Raw genomic sequence first — 21,955 nt, 5'->3', positions numbered from 1 at the left:
TTATTCCAAAATTTTAGTACGACGGTTCCCCTCATTCTGACCGCCCCTTTTCGCCTTTTCGCCTTTTCGCCCATACCCGATGTTGAGCCTCTCCCTCGCCGCCCATGCGGGCCTCTTCCTCTCCGCCTTTGGCGCCGCCACCCTGCTGCCGCTGCAATCGGAGGCCGTGCTGATCGGCCTGCTGCTGGGCGGTCAGTACCCGTGGTGGTCGCTGCTGCTCGCGGCAAGCCTGGGCAACGTGCTGGGCTCACTGGTGAACTGGGCGCTGGGGCGCGGCATCGAGCGCTGGCATGGCAAGCGCTGGTTCCCGGTGAGCGATGCAGCGCTGGAAAAAGCCCAGCACCACTACCGGCGCTTCGGTAGTTGGTCGCTGCTGTTGAGCTGGGTGCCGGTGATCGGCGACCCGTTGACGCTGATCGCCGGCGTCATGCGCGAGCCGTTGTGGCGTTTCCTGCTGCTGGTCACCATCGCCAAGGTCGGCCGCTACGCGGTGCTGGCCTGGCTCACGCTCATCTGAATGCCCCCTTCCAAAAGCGGACAGAATTTTCGTCTGCCAGTCCTGTTTTGCCACTGCAGCAAAAAAATGGCGCCAAGTAATATCACTGCGCCATCACTGCATATGGCAGGGCCCAGCGCCCCACACAATGGATGAAGAAAAGGGAAATTCACGATGTTCAGAAGCATGAGTATTGGCCGCCGCGCGTCCCTGGGTTTCGCCGTCATGGGCTTGCTCCTGGTGTTTCTTGGGCTGTTCTCGCTGTACAAGCTCTCGACCCTGCGCGCCGCTTCCGAAGAGATCGACAACAACTGGCTGCTGAGCATCAACCACATGAACCAGCTGTCGGGTGACATCGCCCGTATCCGCCTGGAATCCATGCGCCTGCTGGTCAGCGACGACAACGCCGCGCGCCAGCGCAGCCTGGACCTGATCGCCGAGGCGCGGCAGGACAAGGACAAGGTGTTCGCCGACTATGCCCGACTGATCCTCAGCGCCGAGGAGCAGCAGCACACCGATGAGCTGCGCCAGGCGCTGGACAGCTATATCGGCCTTGTCGACCAACTGGTGGACAAGGTCCGGCAGAGCGATGACGAAGGCGCGCTGCACATTCTCAACGGCAGCATCGCCCAGCAAGGCGCGGAGCTGAACAAGCGCCTGACCGCGCTGATCGACCTCAACCGCCATGGCGCCGCAGCGGCTACCGACCGCGCCGTAGAGCAGTTCCAGAGCGGCCGAATGGTGGTCGGCGCAATCCTGCTGCTGAGCGTCGGCCTGACCCTGCTGCTGGCCTGGCAACTCACCCGCAGCATCGTCGTGCCGCTCAACCAGGCGCTGCGCGTGGCGCAAACCATCGCCAGCGGCGACCTCAGCCAGCGCTTCAGCGTCGAGGGCCGCGACGAGGCAGCACAACTGCTCAACGCCCTGGCGGACATGCAGAACAGCCTGCGCGAAACCATCCGAGGCATCGGCAACTCGGCCAGCCAACTGGCCTCGGCCGCCGAGGAAATGCACAGCGTGATGGAGCAAAGCAGCCACGCACTGCAGCAGCAGAGCGATCAGATCGAGATGGCCGCCACGGCCGTCAACCAGATGACCAGCGCCGTGGAGGAAGTGGCGAGCAACGCTGCCTCGACCTCCGCTGCCTCCCGCGAGGCCATCGACGCCGCACGCAGCGGTAGCGAGCGGGTCGACGAAACCTCCAACGCCATCGGTACTCTGGCCGGCGAAGTGGGCCAGGCCTCGCAGCAGGCGGAGACCCTGGCCAACCAGGCACAGGACATCGGCAAGGTACTGGAGGTGATCCGCAGCGTCGCCGAACAGACCAACCTGCTGGCGCTCAACGCCGCCATCGAAGCGGCCCGTGCCGGCGAGGCCGGGCGCGGCTTCGCGGTGGTCGCCGACGAAGTGCGCTCGCTGGCCCAGCGCACCCAGAGCTCGACCCGCGAGATCGAGGAACTGGTGTCCGCCATCCAGAACGGCAGCGACCGCACCGTCGCGGCCCTCCTCAGCAGCACCTCCCACGCCGAACGCACCGTCAGCCGCACCGGCGAGGCGGGCGCGTCGCTGCAGGTGATTCTGGAGCGCATGTCGCTGATCAACGAACGCAACCTGGTGATCGCCAGCGCCACCGAGGAACAGGCTCAGGTCGCCCGCGAGGTGGACCGCAACCTGCTGACCATTCGCGACCTGGCGACCCAGACCTCGGCCGGCGCCACCCAAACCAGCGCGGCGAGCCAGGAGCTGTCACGCCTGGCCGTGGGCCTGAACGGCATGGTGGCGCGCTTCGTGGTCTGACGGTCGCCGGCCCTACTCCTGTTTCGCCAGCGAAATTGCGAAACAGGAGCTGCTCGCAGGGAATTTTTCCGGCGTTTTCCTATCCAATGGCCATCATGGAACGCCACAGGGTGGATAGATGAAACTGTTGAAATTGTCGGCCGTGCTGGCCGCCGCCGCGCTGTTGAGCGCCTGCGGGGGCAACCAGGCCAAGGTCTGTGGTTCGGACGATGTGAAGAACCAGTTGGTGAAGATCTTCCTGTCGGGAGCGCTCTCCAGCCAGGCCGATGCGCTGAGCAAGGCCGAGTTGAAGGACGTGGCGATCATCGACAAGGACCCGGACAGTGGCGTGCTGGAATGCGTCGGCACCCTGACGGTACCGGTGGTCGGCCAGGTGGCCTCGGGCACCCTGAAATACCAGATCGCCCCGGCGGCCAAGTCCGAGCATGACTATCTGCTGCTGCTTGCCGATGGCCCGCTGGCGAACGCCTTCGCCAAGCGTATCCAGGGGATGATCCCGCAGCAGTGAGGGTTATCCACAGGCAATAAAAAACCGGCCCGTGTGGCCGGTTTTTTATTGGCGTGCTTTTCGTAGGAGCGAGCTTGCTCGCGAATGCCCCCGCTGCCGGCCGACGTTCGCGAGCAAGCTCGCTCCTGCAGGTTCAGGCCAAAGGCCCACCAGCCGATGGGTATCGCTGCGCTCCACGCCATCCTACGTGGATGCGGCAGTGTGATTTCGGTGTGGGTGGGGATTCTGATCGCGGACGGGTCCGCTCCTGCCAATGCCGAAACGACGGGCTCAGAACCCTTCCAGATCGATCAGCTCGCCTTCGAAGCGAATCGACCCACCCTCGGCATTCGCCTCGCCACCCTGGATCTCGCCGTAATAGGAAAGCCCGTTCTCCAGCGTCACGCAGACATGGGTCGGCTCTTCCGGCGCGTCCAGCTGACCTTTGAAGCTCACCTCGATCACGCCCTCTTCCGGCGCCGTCAGGGTCACCATCACGCGGGCGTTATCCACCGCTTCGGCCTCACGGCCCCAGTGCTCGGCGCTGACGGTCACGGTGGCGATTTCCTGTTTCATGCTCGAAGTGTCTCCAACAAGGCTCCGGCGCCAAGCGCGCCGGCAAGTGGCGCCAAGGATACCGCGCCCTGCATGCTGCTGAAACGCCGGCTTGTCGTTGCAGCCGCTTGCGGGAGAGGCCCAGGGGCAGGTGGCGGTTACCGCAAACGAAAAGGCCCGGCATCCCGCCGGGCCTTCTTCGTCTCAGCAACCGATCAATCCGCGTGGATATCGTTGTCCTTGGTCTCCTTCAGGAACAGCAGCGAGCACACCAGGCTCATGCCGGTGATCAGCACCGGGTACCACAGGCCGTAGAAGATATTCCCGGTGTACACCACCAGCGCGAACGAGATGGTCGGCAGCAGCCCGCCGAACCAGCCGTTGCCGATGTGGTACGGCAGCGACAGCGAGGTGTAGCGGATGCGTGTCGGGAACAGCTCGACCATCAGCGCCGCCAGCGGGCCGTAGCAGCAGGTGGCGATGAAGATCAGCGCGACGATGATCGCTACCACCATCGGCCGGTTCACCAGCGAGGAGTCGGCCACGGTCGGGTAGCCGGCGTCCTTCACCGCAGCGCCCAGCGCGGTGGCGTCGAAGCCCTCGATGCGCGTCGCGCCGACGGTCACCACCAGCTCGCTGCCAGCCGGTGCGGCTTCCGTGCTGTAGGGCACGCCCCCCTTCACCAGCAGGGTCTTGGCCTTGTCGCAGGCGCTGTCGAATTTGGCCTTGCCCACCGGGTCGAACTGGAAGGTGCAGGTAGCCGGGTCGGCCATCACGGTGACCGGTGCCTGGCGCGTGGCCTGGTCGATCTGCGGGTTGGCGTAGTGGGTCAGCGCCTTGAACAACGGGAAGTACAGCACCGTCGCCAGCAGCAGCCCGGTCACCAGCACCGGCTTGCGGCCGATCTTGTCCGACACCCAGCCGGCGACCACGAACAGCGGCGCACCGATCACCAGGGCAATGATCAGCAGCCCGTTGGACAGCGCCGGGTCTACCTTCAGCACCTGGGTGAGGAAGAACATCACGTAGAACTGTGCCGCGTAGAAGGTCACCGCCTGGCCGGCGTTGATGCTGAACAGCGCGACCAGGACGATCTTCAGGTTGCCCCAGTGGGTGAAGGATTCCTTGAGCGGCGACTTGCTCACCTTGCCCTCGGCCTTCATCTTCAGGAACGCCGGGGACTCGTGCATGGACAGGCGAATCCAGGTGGAGATGCCCAGCAGCACGATGGAAATCAGGAACGGCAGGCGCCAGCCCCAGGTCTCGAACTCATCGCCGGTCAGTTGGCGGCAACTCCAGATCACCAGTAGCGACAGCAGCAGGCCGACGGTGGCGGTGCACTGGATCCAGCTGGTGTAGGTGCCGCGCTTGTGGTCCGGCGCGTGTTCGGCGACATAGATCGCCGCCCCGCCGTATTCACCGCCCAGCGCCAGGCCTTGCAGCAGTCGCAACACGATGAGGATGATCGGCGCGGCCACGCCGATGGTGGCGTAGGCCGGTAGCAGGCCGACGGCGAAGGTCGACAGGCCCATCAGCAGGATGGTGACGAGGAAGGTGTACTTGCGCCCGATCATGTCCCCCAGGCGGCCGAACACCAGCGCGCCGAACGGGCGGACGAGGAAGCCGGCGGCAAACGCCAGCAGGGCGAAGATGAAGGCGGTGGTGTCGTTGACCCCGGCGAAGAACTGCTTGCTGATGACCGCTGCCAGCGATCCGTAGAGGAAGAAGTCGTACCACTCGAACACCGTGCCGAGCGACGAGGCGAAGATCACCTTGCGCTCTTCGCGGCGTGTCGAGACAGGCCGTGGGAAGGAACTGGACTGCGACACGCTGGTCACTGCTGGTTCGGTCATTGCGAGCACTCCTGCCCCTTGTGGGGGCTCTTATTGTTGTTGTCAGCCTCGACTGCCACGGTGGTCACACCGCGCGATACCGTTGATTTGCTGCTCCTGTGGGAGCGACTCTGTTCTACAACCCCGTAGGATGGCGTGGAGCGAAGCGATACCCATCGTTTTCCGCGCACCTACCGCTTGGGTATCGCTCCGCTCCACCCAGCCTACGAACCGTGGGAGACGGGATCGCCGTCATGCCACCGGAGTTTCCTCCGGTGTGCGCCCACTGGAAGGGATGACCTCCGCGCCACGCGCGGGTTCGCTCAAGATCATCTGCGCTGCCTTCTCTGCGATCACCAGCACTGGCGAACAACTGTTGCCGGAAGTCAGGCTGGGCATGATCGAAGCATCGGCGATGCGCAGACCGGGAATGCCGTGCACGCGCAACTGGCTGTCCACCACCGCCCCCTCGCCCTGCCCCATGCGGCAGGTGCCGGCCGGGTGGAAGATGGTGGTGCCGATCTCGGCGGCGGCGCGGTGCAGGTCTTCCTCGGTCTGGTAGTCCGGGCCGGGTTTGAACTCCACCGGCTGGTAACGCGCCAGCGCAGGCGCGGCAGCGATGCGGCGAGTCAGGCGGATGGCATCGGCCGCCACGCGCAGGTCTTGCGGGTGGCTCAGGTAGTTGGGCTGGATCACCGGCTTGTCGCGCGGGTCGAGCGAACGCAGGGTCACCGAGCCTCGGCTCAGCGGGCGCAAATCACAGACCGACGCGGTGAACGCCGGGAAGCTGTGCAGCGGCTCGCCGAAGCGCTCCAGCGACAGCGGCTGCACGTGGTATTCGAGGTTCGCCGAACGCTGGCTCGGGTCGGACCTGGCGAACGCCCCCAACTGGCTCGGCGCCATGGACAGCGGGCCGCTGCGCTTGAACAGGTACTCCAGGCCCATGCCCATCTTGCCCCACAGCGTCGAGGCGATCTGGTTCAGCGAAGGCGCGCCGTTCATGCGGTAGATCAGACGCAACTGCAGGTGGTCCTGCAGATTACCGCCGACCCCGGAAAGCTCATGACGCACGCCGATGCCATGTTTCTCCAGCAGGCCGCGCGGGCCGATGCCTGAACGTTGCAGCAGCACCGGCGTGTTGATCGCGCCGGCACAGAGGATCACCTCGCGCCTGGCCCACAACTCACGCCGCGCACCCTGCCAGTTCACCTCCAGCCCCACCGCACGGCCGTTTTCCAGCAGTACGCGGTTAGCCTCGACGTGGGCCAGCACAGTGAGATTGGGGCGTTTGGCGATAGGTCGCAGGAAGGCCTTCGACGCATTCCAGCGCACGCCGGAACGCTGGTTCACCTGGAAGTAGCCGCAGCCTTCGTTGTCGCCGCCGTTGAAGTCCTCCACCGAGCGCACGCCGGACTGCGCCGCCGCCTCGCGGAAGGCATCGAGGATCGTCCACGACAGCCGCTGCTTCTCCACTCGCCACTCGCCACCCGAGCCGTGCAGCGCGCTCGCCCCGGCGAAGTGGTCCTCCATCTTCATGAACAGCGGCAGCAGGTCGTTCCAGCCCCAGCCGGGATTGCCCTCGGCGGCCCAGCCGTCGTAGTCCAGCGCCTGGCCACGCATGTAGATCATGCCGTTGATCGAGGAGCAGCCGCCCAGGGTGCGCCCGCGTGGGTACTTGATCGCACGGCCGTTCAGGCCCGGCACCTGCTCGGTGTCGAAGCACCAGTCGGTGCGCGGGTTGCCGATGCAGTAGAGGTAGCCGACGGGGATGTGAATCCAGGGATAGTTGTCCGGGCCACCGGCTTCGAGCAGCAGCACGCGGTTGGCGGGGTCGGCGGACAGACGATTGGCCAGCAGGCAGCCGGCAGGGCCTGCGCCGACGATCAGGTAGTCATAAGCATCCAGTGCCTGGGGCATGGAGAAGTCCCTCGTCGTGCTTGTTCTTTTTATCTTGCGACCGAGCCTAGTCGTTCGTTCGTGATAAAAGAACAGTCGTTTGGAGTCAGCTGCTGTGCGTTTTCTAACAACAAGGACCGCCGAGATGTTCGACTGGAATGACCTGCGCTACTTCCTCGAGCTGCACCGCAGCGGCCGCCTGCTGACCACCGCCAAGCGCCTGGGCACCACCCATGCCACGGTGGCGCGGCATATCGAGAATATCGAGCGCGACCTCGGTACCCAGCTGTTCGCCCAGCATACCGGCGGCTACCAGTTGACCCCGGCCGGCCAGGCGCTGCTCAAGCACGCCGAGGCCATGGAGAACACCGCCCTGCTCGCCCAGGAGGAAATGAGCCAGGCCATCTCGCCACTGGGACAGGTGCGCATCGGCGTCACCGAAGGCCTGGGCACCATGTTCCTTGCCCCGCGCCTGGGCGAGCTGATGCGGCGCTACCCCGGCCTGGAGGTGGAACTGGTGTCGGTGCCGCGTTTTGTCAGCATCACCAACCGCGAAGCGGACATCGCCATCACCCTGGAACGCCCCAGCGCCGACCTGGTGATCAGCCGCCGCCTCACCAGCTATCGCCTGAGCCTGTTCAGCAGCCCCGCCTACCTGGAAAACGCCCCGCCCCTGCGCGACCGCGACGACCTCTGCAAGCATCCCTGGATCGGCTACGTCGACGACCTGCTGTTCAGCCAGGAACTGCTGTTCCACCACAGCTTCTGCCGCCACCCGCAGGTGGTGTTCCGCAGCACCAGCGTGGTCGCCCAGCAACAGGCCGCCCAGGCCGGCATCGGCATTGCCATCCTCCCGCAGTACATGGGCCTGAACGACCCGCTGCTGGTGCCGGTGTTGCCGGAGGAGTTCATCGAACGGGAGTACTGGATGTGCACGCGGCGCGAGCTGCACCGCTCCGTGCGCCTGCGTCTGGTGTGGGACTTTCTGCTGGAAGTTTGCGGGCGCGAACAGGGGATTCTGGTGGAAGGTAAAACCACGGCTCCGGCCTGAACCTGTAGGAGCGAGCTTGTTCGCGAACCTGAGCTCGCTGAACAAAGCAACCCAGGCGCCTCAACGCAAAGACGCACAATTGTATGAAACTTCCTTCAGAAACGGCCTGAGAGTCATACAAGCCATTCCCCGCCGAGCCGCCACCGATACCCGAGGCAGAACGGCGTGTTGAAACTGTGCGCTAACACCACTTGTTGAAATGGCACACCGAGAAAACAATTCCCCTCCCATCCCCGCCCGCTTCCACCCACTCGGCGCCCCGCCGGTTCTGTGCCCTGGCGCATGCTCCGCACATATTTCCGGCCTTTCGCCAAGCACCGCTCATTGCCGCCAACTGACTGCCATTTCGCCCCGTACGGTGAACTCCGCGCGTCCTCCAGAAATTAACGTCCCGCCCCTTTCAGGTTGCGTCAGGGCGTTCCGACACCGCTGAACGCGCATCTCCAAAACAACGAGAAACAACCGATGGCTCTTCATCGCAATGGGCGCAGGACGCTAGGGCTGGCTGTCGCCAGTACTCTGCTGGGCAGCGCCGGGCAATTCGCTCCCGCGGTCCACGCAGCAGGTTTCGTGGACGATTCGACTCTCACCGGCGGGCTCTACTACTGGCAGCGCGACCGTGATCGCAAGGACGTCTCGACCGGCGATTACGAGACCAACCTGAAGCACGCCACCGGCAACGCCAACCTGGACTTTTCCTCCGGTTATGCCGCCGACCTGATCGGCCTCGATCTCGCGGCCTTCACCGCCATCGAGTTCGCCGAAGACCACGACAGCGCACACCCGAACGAAATCGCCTTCTCCTCGAAGAACAAGACTTACGACGAGGACTTTTCAGGCGACAAGGGCGGCGTGAGCCTCTACAAGGCTGCAGCCAAGTTCAAGCTCGGCCCAGCCTGGGCGCGGGCGGGCTACATCCAGCCCAGCGGGCAGTCGCTGCTGGCCTCGCACTGGAGCTTCCTGCCCGGCACTTACCAGGGCGCGGAAGCCGGCGCGAACTTCGACTACGCCGACGCTGGCGCGCTGAGCTTCTCCTACCTGTGGGCGGACAAGTACAAGGCGCCGTGGCACACGGAGGTCGACAACTTCTACCGCAACGACCGCAAGACCCAGGTCGATTACCTGCACTCGCTGGGCGCCAAGTACGACTTCAAGAACAACCTCGTGCTCGAAGCAGCATTCGGCCAGGCCCAGGGCTACGTGGACCAGTACTTCGCCAAGAGTTCCTACCAGTTCGACCTGGCTGGCCGCCCACTGACCACCAGCTATCAGTTCTACGGCGCCCGCGACAAGGTGAACGACGGCGGCGTGAACGACCTCTACGACGGCCTGGCCTGGCTGCAGGCGGTGACCTTCGGCTACCGCCTCGGCCAGGTCGACCTGCGCCTGGAAGGCACCTATGTGAAGGCGGACGGCAACCAGGGCTTCTTCCTGCAGCGCATGACGCCGACCTACGCCTCGTCCAACGGCCGCCTGGACGTGTGGTGGGACAACCGCTCGGACTTCAACGCCAACGGCGAGAAAGCCCTCTATGCCGGCGCGCTCTACGACCTCGCCCGTTGGAACCTGCCCGGCTTCGCCGTGGGCGGCTCCTACGTCTACGCCTGGGACGCCAAGCCCAGCACCGCCCCGCAATACGACCAGAGCCAGCGCGTGATCGAAACCGCCTACAGCCTGGATGCGCTGTACACGGTGCAGAGCGGCCCGGCCAAGGGAACGCTGCTGAAGCTGCACTACACCCGCTACGACAACCATTCGGACAACCCGAGCTGGAGCAACGGCTACGGCAACATGTTCCAGGACGAACACGACCTGAAGTTCATGGTCATCGCGCCCTTCACCATCTTCTGAGCCAGCCGCCGAGAGAGCCCCCGAGCATGAAAAGACTCCTCCTGCTTGCCACCCTGGCCGCCGCGCTGAGCGGTTGCGCACAGCACGCAGAAACCACTGCCGATCCGAGACAGGCCTACCGCAACTGCATCGCCGGGGCCGAGGGCCAGGTGGACAAGGTGAAGGTTTGCCAATCGATGCTCCAGAGCCTGAAGCAGGACGAGCAGCACCGGGCCTTCGCCGAAAAGGAAAGCGTGCGCGTGCTGGATTACCAGCGCTGCCTCAACGCCGCGGAAACCGGCGTGGGCGAGAACGAACAGCCGGCCTGCCAGAAGATCTGGCAGGAAATTCGCAACCACTGATTCAGGATGAACAGCCCATGATCCGTTTGAACAGAACCTCGCTGGCCGCCGCCGTCGCGCTGGGCATGCTGGTATTCACCGGCGCCAGCCAGGCGGAGCAGAACACCGTCGACCAGTTGAGTCGCTTGAAAGTCGCGGTCACCGTGAAGGACAACCGTGCCGCGAACAGCGGCGTCGACTGCGCGGCGCTGGGCGCGGACTGGGCTTCGTGCAACCGCTGGAGCGTCACGCTGACCAGCGACGCGGCCATCCAGGGCAAGGACTGGGCGATCTACTTCCACAACCCGCGCCAGGTGCTGAAGACCCTGAACGACCAGTTCAAGGTGACCTTCGTCACCGGCGACCTGCACAAGATCGAACCGACGGAGAAGTTCGCCGGGTTCGCTGCCGGCCAGTCCGTGGAGATTCCTTTCATCGGCGAGTACTGGCAGCTGTTCGAAAGCGACATCATGCCCCGCTGGTACGCCACCGCCCCGGACGCCCAGGCGAAGGTCATCGCCAGCACCGACACCGAGGACCTGCGCCGCTTCGTCACACTGTTCAGCGGTGACCTGTGGAAGCGTACTGTGGACGATCACAACATCCTCATGGTGCCGACCAGTCGCTTCGAGAAGAACGCGGACGTGGCCCTCGTTCCAGCCAAGGACCTGCGCGGGCAGATCATCCCGACACCACAACAGGTGAAGGTACTGCATGAGGATGTCGACCTGAGCGCCGGGGTGAACCTGAACCTGGGTGTGCTCGACGAAGCGAGCGCCACTGCGGTGCAACAGCGTTTCACCCTGCTGGGCGTGAAGTCGGTGGCGAGTGGCTACCCGATCAGCACCTCCATCGCCACGGCCAGCTTCCAGGGCAAACAGGCGGTGAGCGGCGCCTATCAGCTGTTCATCGGCGCGAAAGGCACCCAAGTGCGCGGCTACGACCAGGCCGGTGTGTTCAACGGCTTGCAATCCATCCTCTCGCTGCTGCCCGCCGATGGCAGCGCAAAGATCGCCCAGCTGGAGGCGCAGGACGCACCGCGCTTCGCCTATCGCGGCGTCGAGCTGGATGTGGGACGCAACTTCCACAGCAAGTCGGCGGTCGAGCGTCTGCTGGACCAGATGGCCACCTACAAGCTGAACAAGTTCCACTTCCACCTGACCGACGACGAGGGCTGGCGCCTGGAGATTCCCGGCCTGCCGGAACTGACCGAAGTGGGTGCCAGGCGCTGCCACGATCTGACCGAGAAGACCTGCCTGCTGCCGCAGCTGGGCTCCGGCCCGACGGCCGACAACAACGGCAGCGGCTTCCTGACCCTCGCGGAGTACATCGACCTCGTCAAGTACGCCAAGGCCCGGCAGATCGAGGTGATCCCGGAAATCGACATGCCGGCCCATACCCGCGCTGCGGTGACCTCCATGGAGGTTCGCTACGACAACCTGCTCAAGGCCGGTGACGAGAAAGGCGCCAACGAATTCCGCCTGCTCGACCCGACCGACACATCCAACACCACCTCGGTGCAGTTCTACGACCGCCGCAGCTACCTGAACCCGTGCCTGGAGTCGTCCAAGCGCTTCGTCGACAAGGTCATCGAGGAAGTGGCCAGCATGCACGCCGAAGCCGGCCAGCCGCTGCAAACCTGGCACTTCGGCGGTGACGAGGCGAAGAACATCCGCCTTGGTGCGGGCTACCAGGGCAAGGGCGGCAAGATCGAACCGGGCAAGGGCATCATCGACCAGAGCATCGAGGACAAGCCCTGGGCGAAGTCGCAAGCCTGCCAGGCCCTGATCGCCAAGGGCGAAGTAGCCGACCTTGAGCACCTGCCCAGCCACTTCGCCATCGAGGTCAGCCAGATGGTCAAGCGCCACGGCATCGGTGGCATGCAGGCCTGGCAGGACGGCCTGAAAGACGCCAGGGACGCCAGGGCCTTCGCCACCCCACACGTCGCCGTGAACTTCTGGGACACCCTCTACTGGGGCGGCTTCGACACGGCCAACGACTGGGCGAACAAGGGCTACGAGGTGATCATCTCCAACCCCGACTACGTCTACCTGGACTTCCCCGCCGAAGTGAATCCGCAGGAAAACGGCTACTACTGGGGCACCCGCTACAGCGACGAGCGCAAGGTCTTCGGCTTCGCGCCGGACAACCTGCCGCAGAACGCCGAAACCTCGCTGGACCGCGACGGCAACCCCTTCACCGCGAAGAGCGACAAGCCCTGGCCTGGCGCGTACGGCCTGTCCGCCCAACTGTGGAGCGAAACCACGCGCACCGACGAGATGATGGAGTACAAGCTCTATCCGCGCCTGCTGAGCGTCGCCGAACGCGCCTGGCACCGCGCCGATTGGGAGCAGGACTACCAGGCCGGTCGCGAGTACAAGGGCGGCGAAACCCACTGGGTCGACGCCAAGAGCCTGCACGGCGACTGGCAACGCTTCGCCAACCTGATCGGCCAGCGTGAACTGGCGAAGCTGGACAAGGCCGGTGTCGGTTATCGCCTGCCAGTACCCGGAGCGAAGGTGGTCGATGGCAAGCTGGAAGCCAACACCGCCCTGCCCGGCCTGGGTATCGAGTACTCCGTCGACGGCGGACAGCACTGGCAGAGCTACGACGTTAAAACGCAGCCCAAGGTGAGCGCAGCGGTTCAGGTGCGCTCGGTCAGCCCGGATGGCAAGCGCCATAGCCGCGAGGAGCCGGTGGGGAACTGATCGACCGCGAACGCCCCGCAGCCAAGGTTGCGGGGCGTTCTGCCATGTACGGCACACTCCACCCACTGCCGTACCCGCAATTCCCGCGCATCGGCTGAAGTCGTCTCGGTCAGCGGAGACGCCAGCGACGGCAAAGTGGAACAGGCCTACAGCTTCAGGGATCCCTGACAGCCATTTCCGATTCATCCAAGGCGAGTTTTACCGAAGATATCCGGCGTCCCATTCCGGAGAATCTTCATGCGCCAGCGCCAACCCAGTCCGTCCCTGCAAAGCATCGTCGATGCGCTCAACGGCGGCGCCCTCGCCCGTGGCGAGACCCTGGCGCGGCAGTTGCTGCGTACGCAACCGCGCAACGCCGATGTACTGCATCTCTGCGGCGCGGCCTGTCTGATGCAGGACAAGGCGGCGCAGGCGCGTGAACTGTTCACGCGAGCCCTGATGCTGCGCAAGGACGGCACCTTCTACCTGAACCTGGCCCTGGCCGAGCGCGCCCTGAACGATGACCGCGCGGCGGAAGCGGCCTTCCGCAACTGCCTGAAGCTGCAGCCGGGCAACGCCAAGGCGGCGAACAACCTGGCGAACATCCTCAATCACCAACGCCAGTACGCTGAGGCCGAGCAGCTCTACCGCCAGGCCATCGCCAGTGAGCCGGGCTACGTGTTGGCCTACAAGAACCTGGCCAACCACCTGCGTGAACGCGGCTACAGCGAGGCGGCGATTGCGCTGGTGAACCAGGCGCTGCAGATCAGCCCCGACAACACCGACCTGCAGTTGGAACTGGCCCGTGCGCTGGAAAAGCGCAAGTGCTACGCCGAAGCCGCGCAGTGGTTCAGCAAGGCCCGGCACTGGGGCGACCTGCAATTCGTACTGCGCAATCTGGCGGACTGGCCGCGACTGGCGGAGGTGGATGCCGCGTTGCTGCAACAACTGCAAAACCCCACGCAGGAACGCACCACACCCTGGAGCCTGATCAACCTGCCCGCCCTCACTCCCGAGCTGCACCGCGACGCCGCGCGCCACTATGCCGAGTCCTGCTGGGCGGCGGAGCTGGCGGCTACGCCGCTGGCGGGGGAGCCCGCTACGGGCGAGCGCCTGCGCATCGGCTACCTGTCCAGCGACTTCTATGGCCACGCCACGATGCACCTGATGATGGGCGTGCTGGAGGCGCACGACAGCACGAAGGTGGACATCCAGCTATTCGACTACAGCCCTGAACGCGATGACCATTTCACCCGTCGCCTCGCCGCGACGGGCCTGCCGCGCCACGACCTGCGCGAGCTGTCCGACGAGGCGGCAGCGCGGCTGATCGCGGAGCAGCGCCTGCACATCCTGGTGGACCTGAAGGGCTACACCACCGGAGCGCGCCAGGGCATCACAGCCCTGCGCCCGGCGCCGGTGATCGTCAACTGGCTGGGTTATCCCGGCAGCCTGGGGCATCCGCGACTGGCGGATTACCTGATCGGTGACGCTACCGTGACGCCGCCCGCGCACGCCGAGCATTTCAGCGAGGCGCTGGCGCTGATGCCTCACAGCTACCAGCCCAATGACCGCGGCCGGCCATTGGGCGCCCCACCTAGCCGTGCCGAAGCGGGTTTACCGGAAAACGCCGTCGTGTTCTGCAGCTTCAACCAACTGCTCAAGCTCAATCCGGGCGAATTCGATCTCTGGTGTCGCCTGCTGCGGGAGGTTCCTGGCAGCGTACTCTGGCTGCTGGAGCCCGAAGCCGAAGAAGCCCGCGACAACCTGCGCCGGGAAGCGCTGGCGCGCGGAGTCGAGGCCGAGAGACTGGTGTTCGCCCCGCGCCTGAAGCAAGCGGAACATCTGGCCCGCCTGGCCCTGGCCGATCTGGCGCTGGACAGCTTCCCCTGCACCTCGCACACCACCGCCAGCGATGCGCTATGGGCGGGTGTGCCTCTGATGACGCGCCTCGGCGAAACCTTCACCAACCGCGTGGCCGGCAGCCTGCTCAAGGCCCACGGTTTCGATGAGCTGGTGGCGAAGGATGCACAGGACTATTTCGAACGCCTGAAGGCGCTGGCTCTCGACAAGGCCAAGCGTGATGAACTGCGCCAGCGGCTGGGCACCGCAAGAATGGAGTCGCCACTGTTCGATACAGCGCGCTTCACCCACGATCTGGAAGCCTTGTACCGGGCCATCTGGCAGCATCACTGCGATAGGCCGGAAGAACGCACCGCAGTCGTGACAACGCAGCAGTCGTAAGAGCAAGCGTGCTCGCGAAGCCGCCCGGCGGCACCGAACGGAAAATTTGTTCGCAAGCAAGCTCCTACAAAGAGCAGGCGGCCCGGCGTTACTCCGCGCAAGCCTGCTCGACGATCTCGGGTAGCGCACCTTGAGCGCGTCGGCAGCTTGCTGTTGTAGCGCAGCACGAAAACCTCGCCGACCACCTGGATCGAGCAACCGCTACTGCCATCGCCTGATATTGGCCTGCTCACTTCTCTCGAGCTGCGACTCACCCGAAAGAGCTAGGACGAATTCCGCCCCCATGAGAGACATGGGGTAACCACCCGCCTGAAACATCTAATTTAGAGCCTTTCCCTTACACCAGCATTGCTGAATACGAGCTGAACGAACATAACTTCCGACATGGGGATAGCGCTGCCCAAACGCCCCGCTGACAGGAAGTACAGCAATGAACGCTCCGGAACGATCGGACGCCCCACCCCCGCCCCCTTCACTCGATAGCGGCCTCGAATGTCTGGTCACCTTGGCGCGCTTCCACAGCATCGCCGCCAGTGCCGAGCAACTGCAACATGAGTTCTCCGATCATTCTTCCGTTTTCAATCGGGACCAGTTGATCCTTGCCGCCCGCAAGCTCGGCCTGAAAGCCAAAGCCGTGCAGACACGGCCCGAACGTTTGCCACAAACCCCGCTTCCGGCAATCGCCGAAGCTCGCGACGGGACCTTCTTCATCCTCGCCCGCGTCGACCAGGGCAAGGCGTTGGTCCATATCCCAGGCACTGAACGTCCACAGACGCTTTCGCTGGAGGAACTGACGGGGCGCTGGAACGGCACGCTGCTGTTGCTGCGCTCCCAAGCCTCTACAACCGGAGACCTGGCACGCTTCGATTTCACCTGGTTCATCCCGGCTATCGTCAAATACCGCAAGCTACTCGGCGAAGTGCTACTGGCATCTTTCTGCCTGCAACTGTTCGCGCTGCTCACACCACTGTTCTTCCAGGTAGTGATGGACAAGGTGTTGGTGCATCGCAGCCTGTCCACGCTCAACGTGCTGTGCATCGGCCTGCTGGCGATCATGATCTTCGAGAGCCTGCTCAGCGGCTTGCGCACCTATGTGTTCGCCCACACCGCCAGCCGCATCGATGTGGAGTTGGGCTCGCGCCTGTATCGCCACCTGATTGCGTTACCCCTGGCCTACTTCCATGCCCGTCGGGTAGGCGATTCTGTGGCACGGGTGCGCGAGCTGGAGAACATCCGCAGCTTTCTCACCGGCAACGCCGTGACCCTGGTGCTGGACCTGTTGTTCTGCGTGGTTTTCATTGCCGTCATGCTGGCTTACAGCGGCTGGCTGAGCCTGGTGGTGATTCTGTCGCTGCCACTGTATGTGCTGATTTCTCTGTTCATTACGCCGCCGCTACGCGCTCGCTTGCAGGAGAGCTTCAACCGGGGCGCGGAGAACCAGGCCTTCCTGGTCGAGTCGCTCAATGGCATCGATACGCTCAAGGCGCTGGCGGTCGAGCCGCAGTCCGCACGTCGCTGGGACAATCAGTTGGCCGCTTATGTGGCCGCCAGTTTTCGCACCCAGGTGCTGTCCACTCTGGCCAACGAAGGCGTTGGTCTGATCGGCAAGCTGGTCACGGTGGCCACACTCTGGCTCGGTGCGAGCCTGGTGATGGACGGGCAACTGTCGGTCGGCCAACTGATCGCCTTCAACATGTTGGCGGGACGTGTCGCCCAGCCAATCATGCGTCTGGCTCAGCTGTGGCCGAACTTCCAGCAGACGGCTGTCTCCATGCAACGCCTGGGAGACATTCTGAATACCCGCAGTGAGGCCGGCACCGGGCAACGCGGTTCGCTGCCACCGCTGCGCGGTCGCATCGAGTTCGACCAGGTGCACTTCCGCTACCGCAGCGATGGTTCGGAAGTCCTGCGCGGCATCAGCGTCGATATCCGCGCTGGCGAAGTCATCGGCATCGTCGGGCGCTCCGGCTCCGGCAAGAGCACCCTCACCCGCCTACTGCAACGTCTCTACGTGCCGGATCGTGGCCGGGTGCTGGTGGATGGCATGGACCTGGCGCTGGCCGAGGTGTCCTCGTTGCGCCGGCAGATCGGCGTGGTATTGCAGGAGAACATGCTGTTCAACCGCAGCATCCGCGAGAACATCGCCCTGGCCGACCCTGGCGTACCGCTGGAAGCGGTCATGCAGGCCGCGCAATTGGCCGGCGCCCATGAGTTCATCCTCGAACTGCCCGAGGGCTACGACACTGTGGTTGGCGAACATGGTGCATCGCTCTCCGGCGGCCAGCGCCAACGCATCGCCATCGCCCGCGCGCTGCTGGGCAACCCGCGCATCCTGATCTTCGACGAAGCCACCAGTGCGCTGGACTACGAGTCCGAACGCATCGTCCAGCAGAACATGCAACGCATCTGCCAGGGCCGCAGCGTGATCATCATCGCCCACCGACTTTCCGCCGTGCGCCAGGCCAATCGCATCCTGGTGATCGACCGCGGGCAGATCGTCGAGCAAGGCAGCCATGAGCAACTGCTGGCGCTGTCGTCGGGGCTGTATTCGCACCTTTACCATCTGCAGCAGCGCTGAAGGCCGGGAGCATCGAACATGAGCCAATCAGCAAGCCCCCGTCGCCAACTGGCCGAGCGTTACTGGCAGGTCTGGCGCCACGCCTGGCAACGGCGCAAGAGCATAACCCCGCCGCCGTGCCAGCCCCACGAAGTGCAGTTCCTCCCGGCGGCGCTTGCCCTGCAGGAAACCCCGCCGCACCCCGCGCCGCGTTATCTGCAATGGATCATCATGGCGTTTGCCGCGCTGACCCTGGTGTGGGCCTGCTTCGGCGAAGTCGATGTGGTGGCCACGGCCAGCGGCCGCATCGTGCCCAATGGCCACAGCAAGGTCATCCAGTCCCATGAGGTGGCCGTGGTCAAGGCCATCCATGTACGGGACGGTCAGGTGGTCAAAGCCGGCGATCTGCTGGTGGAATTGGATTCCGCGCAGACCGGCGCCGACGTCGAGCGCCTGAAAAGCGACCTGCTGGCCGCGCAGATCGATGCGGCCCGGGCACAGGCACTGCTGGATGCCATCGACAGCCGAAAGGTGCCCGGCTCCGTCGCGCCCTATCTGCCCCAGGCGCCACCGGCACAACAGCAGGCCGCCAATCAATGGCTGCAAGGCCAATTCGAAGAGTTGCGCAGCAGCCTGTCACAAAGCGACGCCCTGATTGCCCAACGCACTGTCGAAATCCACTCCGCCGAACAATCCGCCCGCAAGCTCGAACAGAGCCTGCCAATCACACGCCGCATCACCGCCGACTATGCCCGCCTCGCCGAAAAAGGACTGGTGCCCAAGCACCATTACCTGGGCAAGCAGCAGGAAGAATTGGCGCAGGAGCGCCAGCTCGGCGAAAACCTGAGTCGCGTTCAGGAACTCACCGCCTCGCGTCGGGAAGCTGAAGAACGACGCGCCACCCTCCTCGCCCAGACCCGCCGGCAAATGCTCGACCTGCGCCAGCAGTCCGAGCAGAAAAGCGCCGCCCTGCAGCAAGAACTGCACAAGGCAGAAAGTCGCGACAACCTGACCCGCCTGACCGCCCCCGTAGACGGCGCCGTTCAGCAACTGGCCGTGCATACCGTGGGGGGCGTCGTCACCGAAGCCCAACCCTTGATGGTGATCGTGCCCAGCGACCAGCCGGTGGAAGTCATCGCGCAACTGGAGAACAAGGACATCGGCTTCGTGCATCCCGGCCAGGACGTCACGGTCAAGGTCGACACCTTCAACTTCACCAAGTACGGAGTGCTCACCGGCAAGGTGCTGGACCTCTCTGACGACGCCATCGAAGACGACAAACACGGCCTGCTCTATGAGCTGCGTATTGAACTGCAACAGAACCATATCCGGGTCGGCAAACAAGATATGCCGCTGGCACCGGGCATGAGTGTGCGTGCGGAAATAAAGACAGACCAGCAAAGAGTGATCGATTACTTCCTGAGTCCACTCAAGCGGTATGTGGATGAAAGTTTGGAAGAGCGATAGACCGAAGCACTCCTCCTCGAAACTCAAGCTCCGAAGCACTGGAGCTTATCGATGTAACTCAAGGACAATCAACATGAGCAATAGCAATCAAGAGTACCAAAGCAATAGTAATGAACCGGCCGAAGACCAGCTTCCGGCATACTCCTTGATCTACAACGGCGGCGGAAACGGAATCAGTGGCAGTCGCGCGAATGTGCTGCAGTTCGATTTGAGTCAACGCAGCAACGTCGCCGGAATCGATAACCTACTATTCAGAGGGTCTGCCGGAATGAAATGGGGAACGGCCCTCAACCAAGGCGTCAACCTCACATTCAGCTTCTCATCTGCCAACTCGACGTACACTTCATGGGCCACACCTGGCTCTCAGCTGAGCATGACCTCTACGCAAATCACTGCGGCTCGCCAGGCAATGCAGGTGTACTCGAATATATCCAACCTCAGCTTCACCGAAGTAGCGGATACCTCAACCAGTGCAGGTGACATACGTTGGGGGCGCAGCTCCGACGCTAGCGTGGGTACTGCTTATGCGCGCTTCCCTAGCAACTCCGGTCCGGCAGGAGATATCTGGTTTGGCACAAAATACGACGACTTTTATCAAAACCCGGCGTTAGGCACTTACGGCTATCAAACCTTCCTGCATGAACTCGGCCATGCCATGGGTTTGATGCATCCACACGAAGGGTCCATTCCGACCGCACCTGGCCAGGACCAGCTCAAATACAGTGTCATGAGCTATCACAGCTTTGATGGTTCAAGCCTCAGCTTTGGCTACACAAACAACTTCTTCCCCTCCTCGCTCATGCTCAATGACATTGCCGCCATTCAATACTTGTATGGGGTCAACACTGGCTATCAGTCGGGGAACAACACCTATAGCTGGGCGGCCAACACCTCTGTCTTCGAAACCATTTACGACAGTGGCGGCATCGACACCATCGATGCAAGCAACCAAACACTGGGGGTAACCCTTAACCTGAACTCGGGCACTTGGTCGAGCATCGGCAAAGAGTTCCACAATGGCCAAACCTATGTTCGAGACTGCCTGACCATCGCTTATAGCAGCACCATCGAGAACGCTACGGGCTCGGCGTACAACGACACCCTGATCGGCAATTCCGTCGCCAACGTAATCAATGGAGGAGTTGGAGCCGATACCATGCGTGGCAATGGTGGCGATGATACTTACTACGTCGATAACACTGGCGACATAGTGGTCGAGAATGCCAACGAAGGTACCGATACAGTCTATGCCAGCATCAATTACACTCTTGCAGGCAACATTGAGAACCTGACACTTACCGGTGGCGCCATAAATGGAACCGGTAATTCGCTGGACAACATTCTGATTGGCAATACTTACGCCAACACACTGATCGGCGACGCCGGAAATGACACACTAGATGGCGATACAGGGAGCGACAGTCTTTACGGTGGATTGGGTGATGACACTTACATTGTCGACAATTTGGGGGACACTGTAAATGAGATCGCAGCCGAAGGTAACGACACTGTCAACGCCAGTGTGAATTTCACTCTAAGCAACAATGTCGAAAACCTTACTTTGACAGGGAGCGCAATCATTGGAACCGGAAATAAATCGAACAACATAATAACAGGAAACAACCTCAACAATTCTCTATACGGTGACGACGGCGACGACATACTAATTGGCGGGATCGGAGCCGACGCAATGTACGGTGGGCGAGGGAAGGATACCTATTATGTTGACAACATCAACGACAGTGTCAATGAAGACACTATAAGCGCAAATTACACAGAATTTGACACTGTATATTCATCAGTAAACTTCACACTATCCAACAACGTCGAATACCTGCATCTAACGGGCAACGCCATTCAAGGTAAAGGCAACAGCTTAAACAATAGAATTTTCGGAAACAATCTCGACAACATAATTTATGGTGAAGATGGAAATGATGAACTAACTGGATACGACGGCAACGACACCATATATGGTGGAGCAGGGAACGATCTTTTAATAGGAAACAAGGGCGACAACACTTACTCAGATACAGACACCCTGTATGGTGGCACTGGAGATGACCGCTACTATTTAACCAACATAAATGACCGTGTCGTAGAGTATGAAAACGAGGGAAATGACTGGATCATATCCTTCGTCAACCTCGACTTAAACAAATATCAGAACATTGAAACAGGGCAATTATTCGAGCACGCCACAACCATAACCGGGAATAATTTAAATAACACATTAATTGGAAACGGCAAAAACAACATACTTTCCGGCGGAGCCGGAAACGACATGCTTAAAAGCGAGCACGGAAACGATACTTACCTCTTCGGCAGAGGTTTCGACCGCGATACGATCATAGAAGCATGGAATGCAGGCACCCTCACACAGACAGATACGTTGCAATTTGGCAGCAGCATTTCCGCAGATCAACTCTGGCTTTCCAAAGATACGAACTCAGCCTATGGCCTATCAATAAAAATCATAGGAACCACCGACGAAGTGATCATCAGTGACTTCCTGGCACCCGTCAATGGCCGCACTATAGAGCAGTTCAAAACCAATGATGGGAAGACATTATTGGCCAACAATGTGGACAAACTGATCGATGCCATGGCCGCTTTCTCTCCGCCAGTTATAGGTCAAACCACCCTCCCTTCTAATTATCAGCAAGCACTATCACCTGTTATTGCAGCTGCTTGGGCCTGATAATTCAGGGCGGCGAT

13 protein-coding genes and 1 pseudogene are annotated in these 21,955 nt (G+C 62.4%); 11 read left to right on the top strand and 3 right to left on the bottom strand.

The window, feature by feature from the left end:
- The first annotated feature begins 79 nt into the window (after positions 1 to 79).
- The 3 genes from CTR55_RS01265 (at position 80) to CTR55_RS01255 (ending at position 2,801) form a co-directional block, all read left to right on the top strand.
- Positions 80 to 517, top strand: coding sequence for a YqaA family protein (locus tag CTR55_RS01265; RefSeq protein WP_296283739.1), 438 nt, complete (start codon positions 80 to 82; stop codon positions 515 to 517).
- 153 nt (positions 518 to 670) lie between these two features.
- Positions 671 to 2,293, top strand: coding sequence for a methyl-accepting chemotaxis protein (locus tag CTR55_RS01260; protein ID WP_296283738.1), 1,623 nt, complete (start codon positions 671 to 673; stop codon positions 2,291 to 2,293).
- 118 nt (positions 2,294 to 2,411) lie between these two features.
- Positions 2,412 to 2,801 carry a hypothetical protein gene (locus CTR55_RS01255; protein WP_296283737.1) on the top strand — a complete coding sequence of 130 codons (390 nt, stop codon included), beginning with the start codon at positions 2,412 to 2,414 and terminating at the stop codon, positions 2,799 to 2,801.
- A gap of 270 nt (positions 2,802 to 3,071) precedes the next feature.
- On the opposite strand, the gene CTR55_RS01250 is transcribed toward CTR55_RS01255, so the two are convergent.
- The 3 genes from CTR55_RS01250 to CTR55_RS01240 form a co-directional block, all read right to left on the bottom strand.
- The gene (locus tag CTR55_RS01250; RefSeq protein WP_296283736.1) at positions 3,072 to 3,356 is read right to left on the bottom strand and encodes a hypothetical protein; all 285 of its coding nucleotides are present in this window, start codon (positions 3,354 to 3,356) and stop codon (positions 3,072 to 3,074) included.
- Positions 3,357 to 3,550: 194 nt separating this feature from the next.
- Entirely contained in the window at positions 3,551 to 5,188 is a 1,638-nt protein-coding gene (locus CTR55_RS01245; RefSeq protein ID WP_296283735.1) for an MFS transporter, read from the bottom strand.
- Positions 5,189 to 5,419: 231 nt separating this feature from the next.
- Positions 5,420 to 7,084 (bottom strand): GMC family oxidoreductase N-terminal domain-containing protein, encoded by a 1,665-nt coding sequence (locus CTR55_RS01240; protein ID WP_296283734.1) that lies wholly within the window; start codon positions 7,082 to 7,084, stop codon positions 5,420 to 5,422.
- Between the two features lie 124 nt (positions 7,085 to 7,208).
- Here CTR55_RS01240 and CTR55_RS01235 point away from each other — a divergent pair, with 124 nt between their 5' ends.
- The 8 genes and pseudogenes from CTR55_RS01235 to CTR55_RS01200 all read left to right on the top strand — a co-directional run bounded on the left by CTR55_RS01235 (position 7,209) and on the right by CTR55_RS01200 (position 21,938).
- Entirely contained in the window at positions 7,209 to 8,114 is a 906-nt protein-coding gene (locus CTR55_RS01235; RefSeq protein WP_296283733.1) for a LysR family transcriptional regulator, read from the top strand.
- A 558-nt stretch (positions 8,115 to 8,672) separates the two neighbouring features.
- A pseudogene (locus CTR55_RS01230) lies at positions 8,673 to 9,965 on the top strand (OprD family outer membrane porin); the annotation flags it as partial.
- A gap of 26 nt (positions 9,966 to 9,991) precedes the next feature.
- Positions 9,992 to 10,306, top strand: a complete 315-nt coding sequence (gene chiQ / locus CTR55_RS01225; RefSeq protein ID WP_296283732.1) for a ChiQ/YbfN family lipoprotein — start codon at positions 9,992 to 9,994, stop codon at positions 10,304 to 10,306.
- 17 nt (positions 10,307 to 10,323) lie between these two features.
- The gene (locus tag CTR55_RS01220) at positions 10,324 to 12,993 is read left to right on the top strand and encodes a family 20 glycosylhydrolase (RefSeq protein WP_296283731.1); all 2,670 of its coding nucleotides are present in this window, start codon (positions 10,324 to 10,326) and stop codon (positions 12,991 to 12,993) included.
- Positions 12,994 to 13,230: 237 nt separating this feature from the next.
- Positions 13,231 to 15,213 carry a tetratricopeptide repeat protein gene (locus CTR55_RS01215; protein ID WP_296283730.1) on the top strand — a complete coding sequence of 661 codons (1,983 nt, stop codon included), beginning with the start codon at positions 13,231 to 13,233 and terminating at the stop codon, positions 15,211 to 15,213.
- Between the two features lie 430 nt (positions 15,214 to 15,643).
- Positions 15,644 to 17,791, top strand: a complete 2,148-nt coding sequence (locus CTR55_RS01210; RefSeq protein WP_296283729.1) for a type I secretion system permease/ATPase — start codon at positions 15,644 to 15,646, stop codon at positions 17,789 to 17,791.
- An 18-nt stretch (positions 17,792 to 17,809) separates the two neighbouring features.
- A complete protein-coding gene (locus CTR55_RS01205) occupies positions 17,810 to 19,237 on the top strand; it encodes an HlyD family type I secretion periplasmic adaptor subunit (RefSeq protein WP_296283728.1) in 1,428 nt (475 codons plus the stop codon).
- Between the two features lie 73 nt (positions 19,238 to 19,310).
- Positions 19,311 to 21,938, top strand: a complete 2,628-nt coding sequence (locus CTR55_RS01200; RefSeq protein ID WP_296283727.1) for a matrixin family metalloprotease — start codon at positions 19,311 to 19,313, stop codon at positions 21,936 to 21,938.
- Positions 21,939 to 21,955: the final 17 nt, after the last annotated feature.

This window comes from Pseudomonas sp., assembly GCF_002796985.1.
In the GTDB taxonomy this organism is placed as follows: domain Bacteria; phylum Pseudomonadota; class Gammaproteobacteria; order Pseudomonadales; family Pseudomonadaceae; genus Pseudomonas.
The sequence above is the reverse complement of the archived record's forward strand: the minus strand, read 5'-3'. Positions and strand labels throughout refer to the sequence as shown.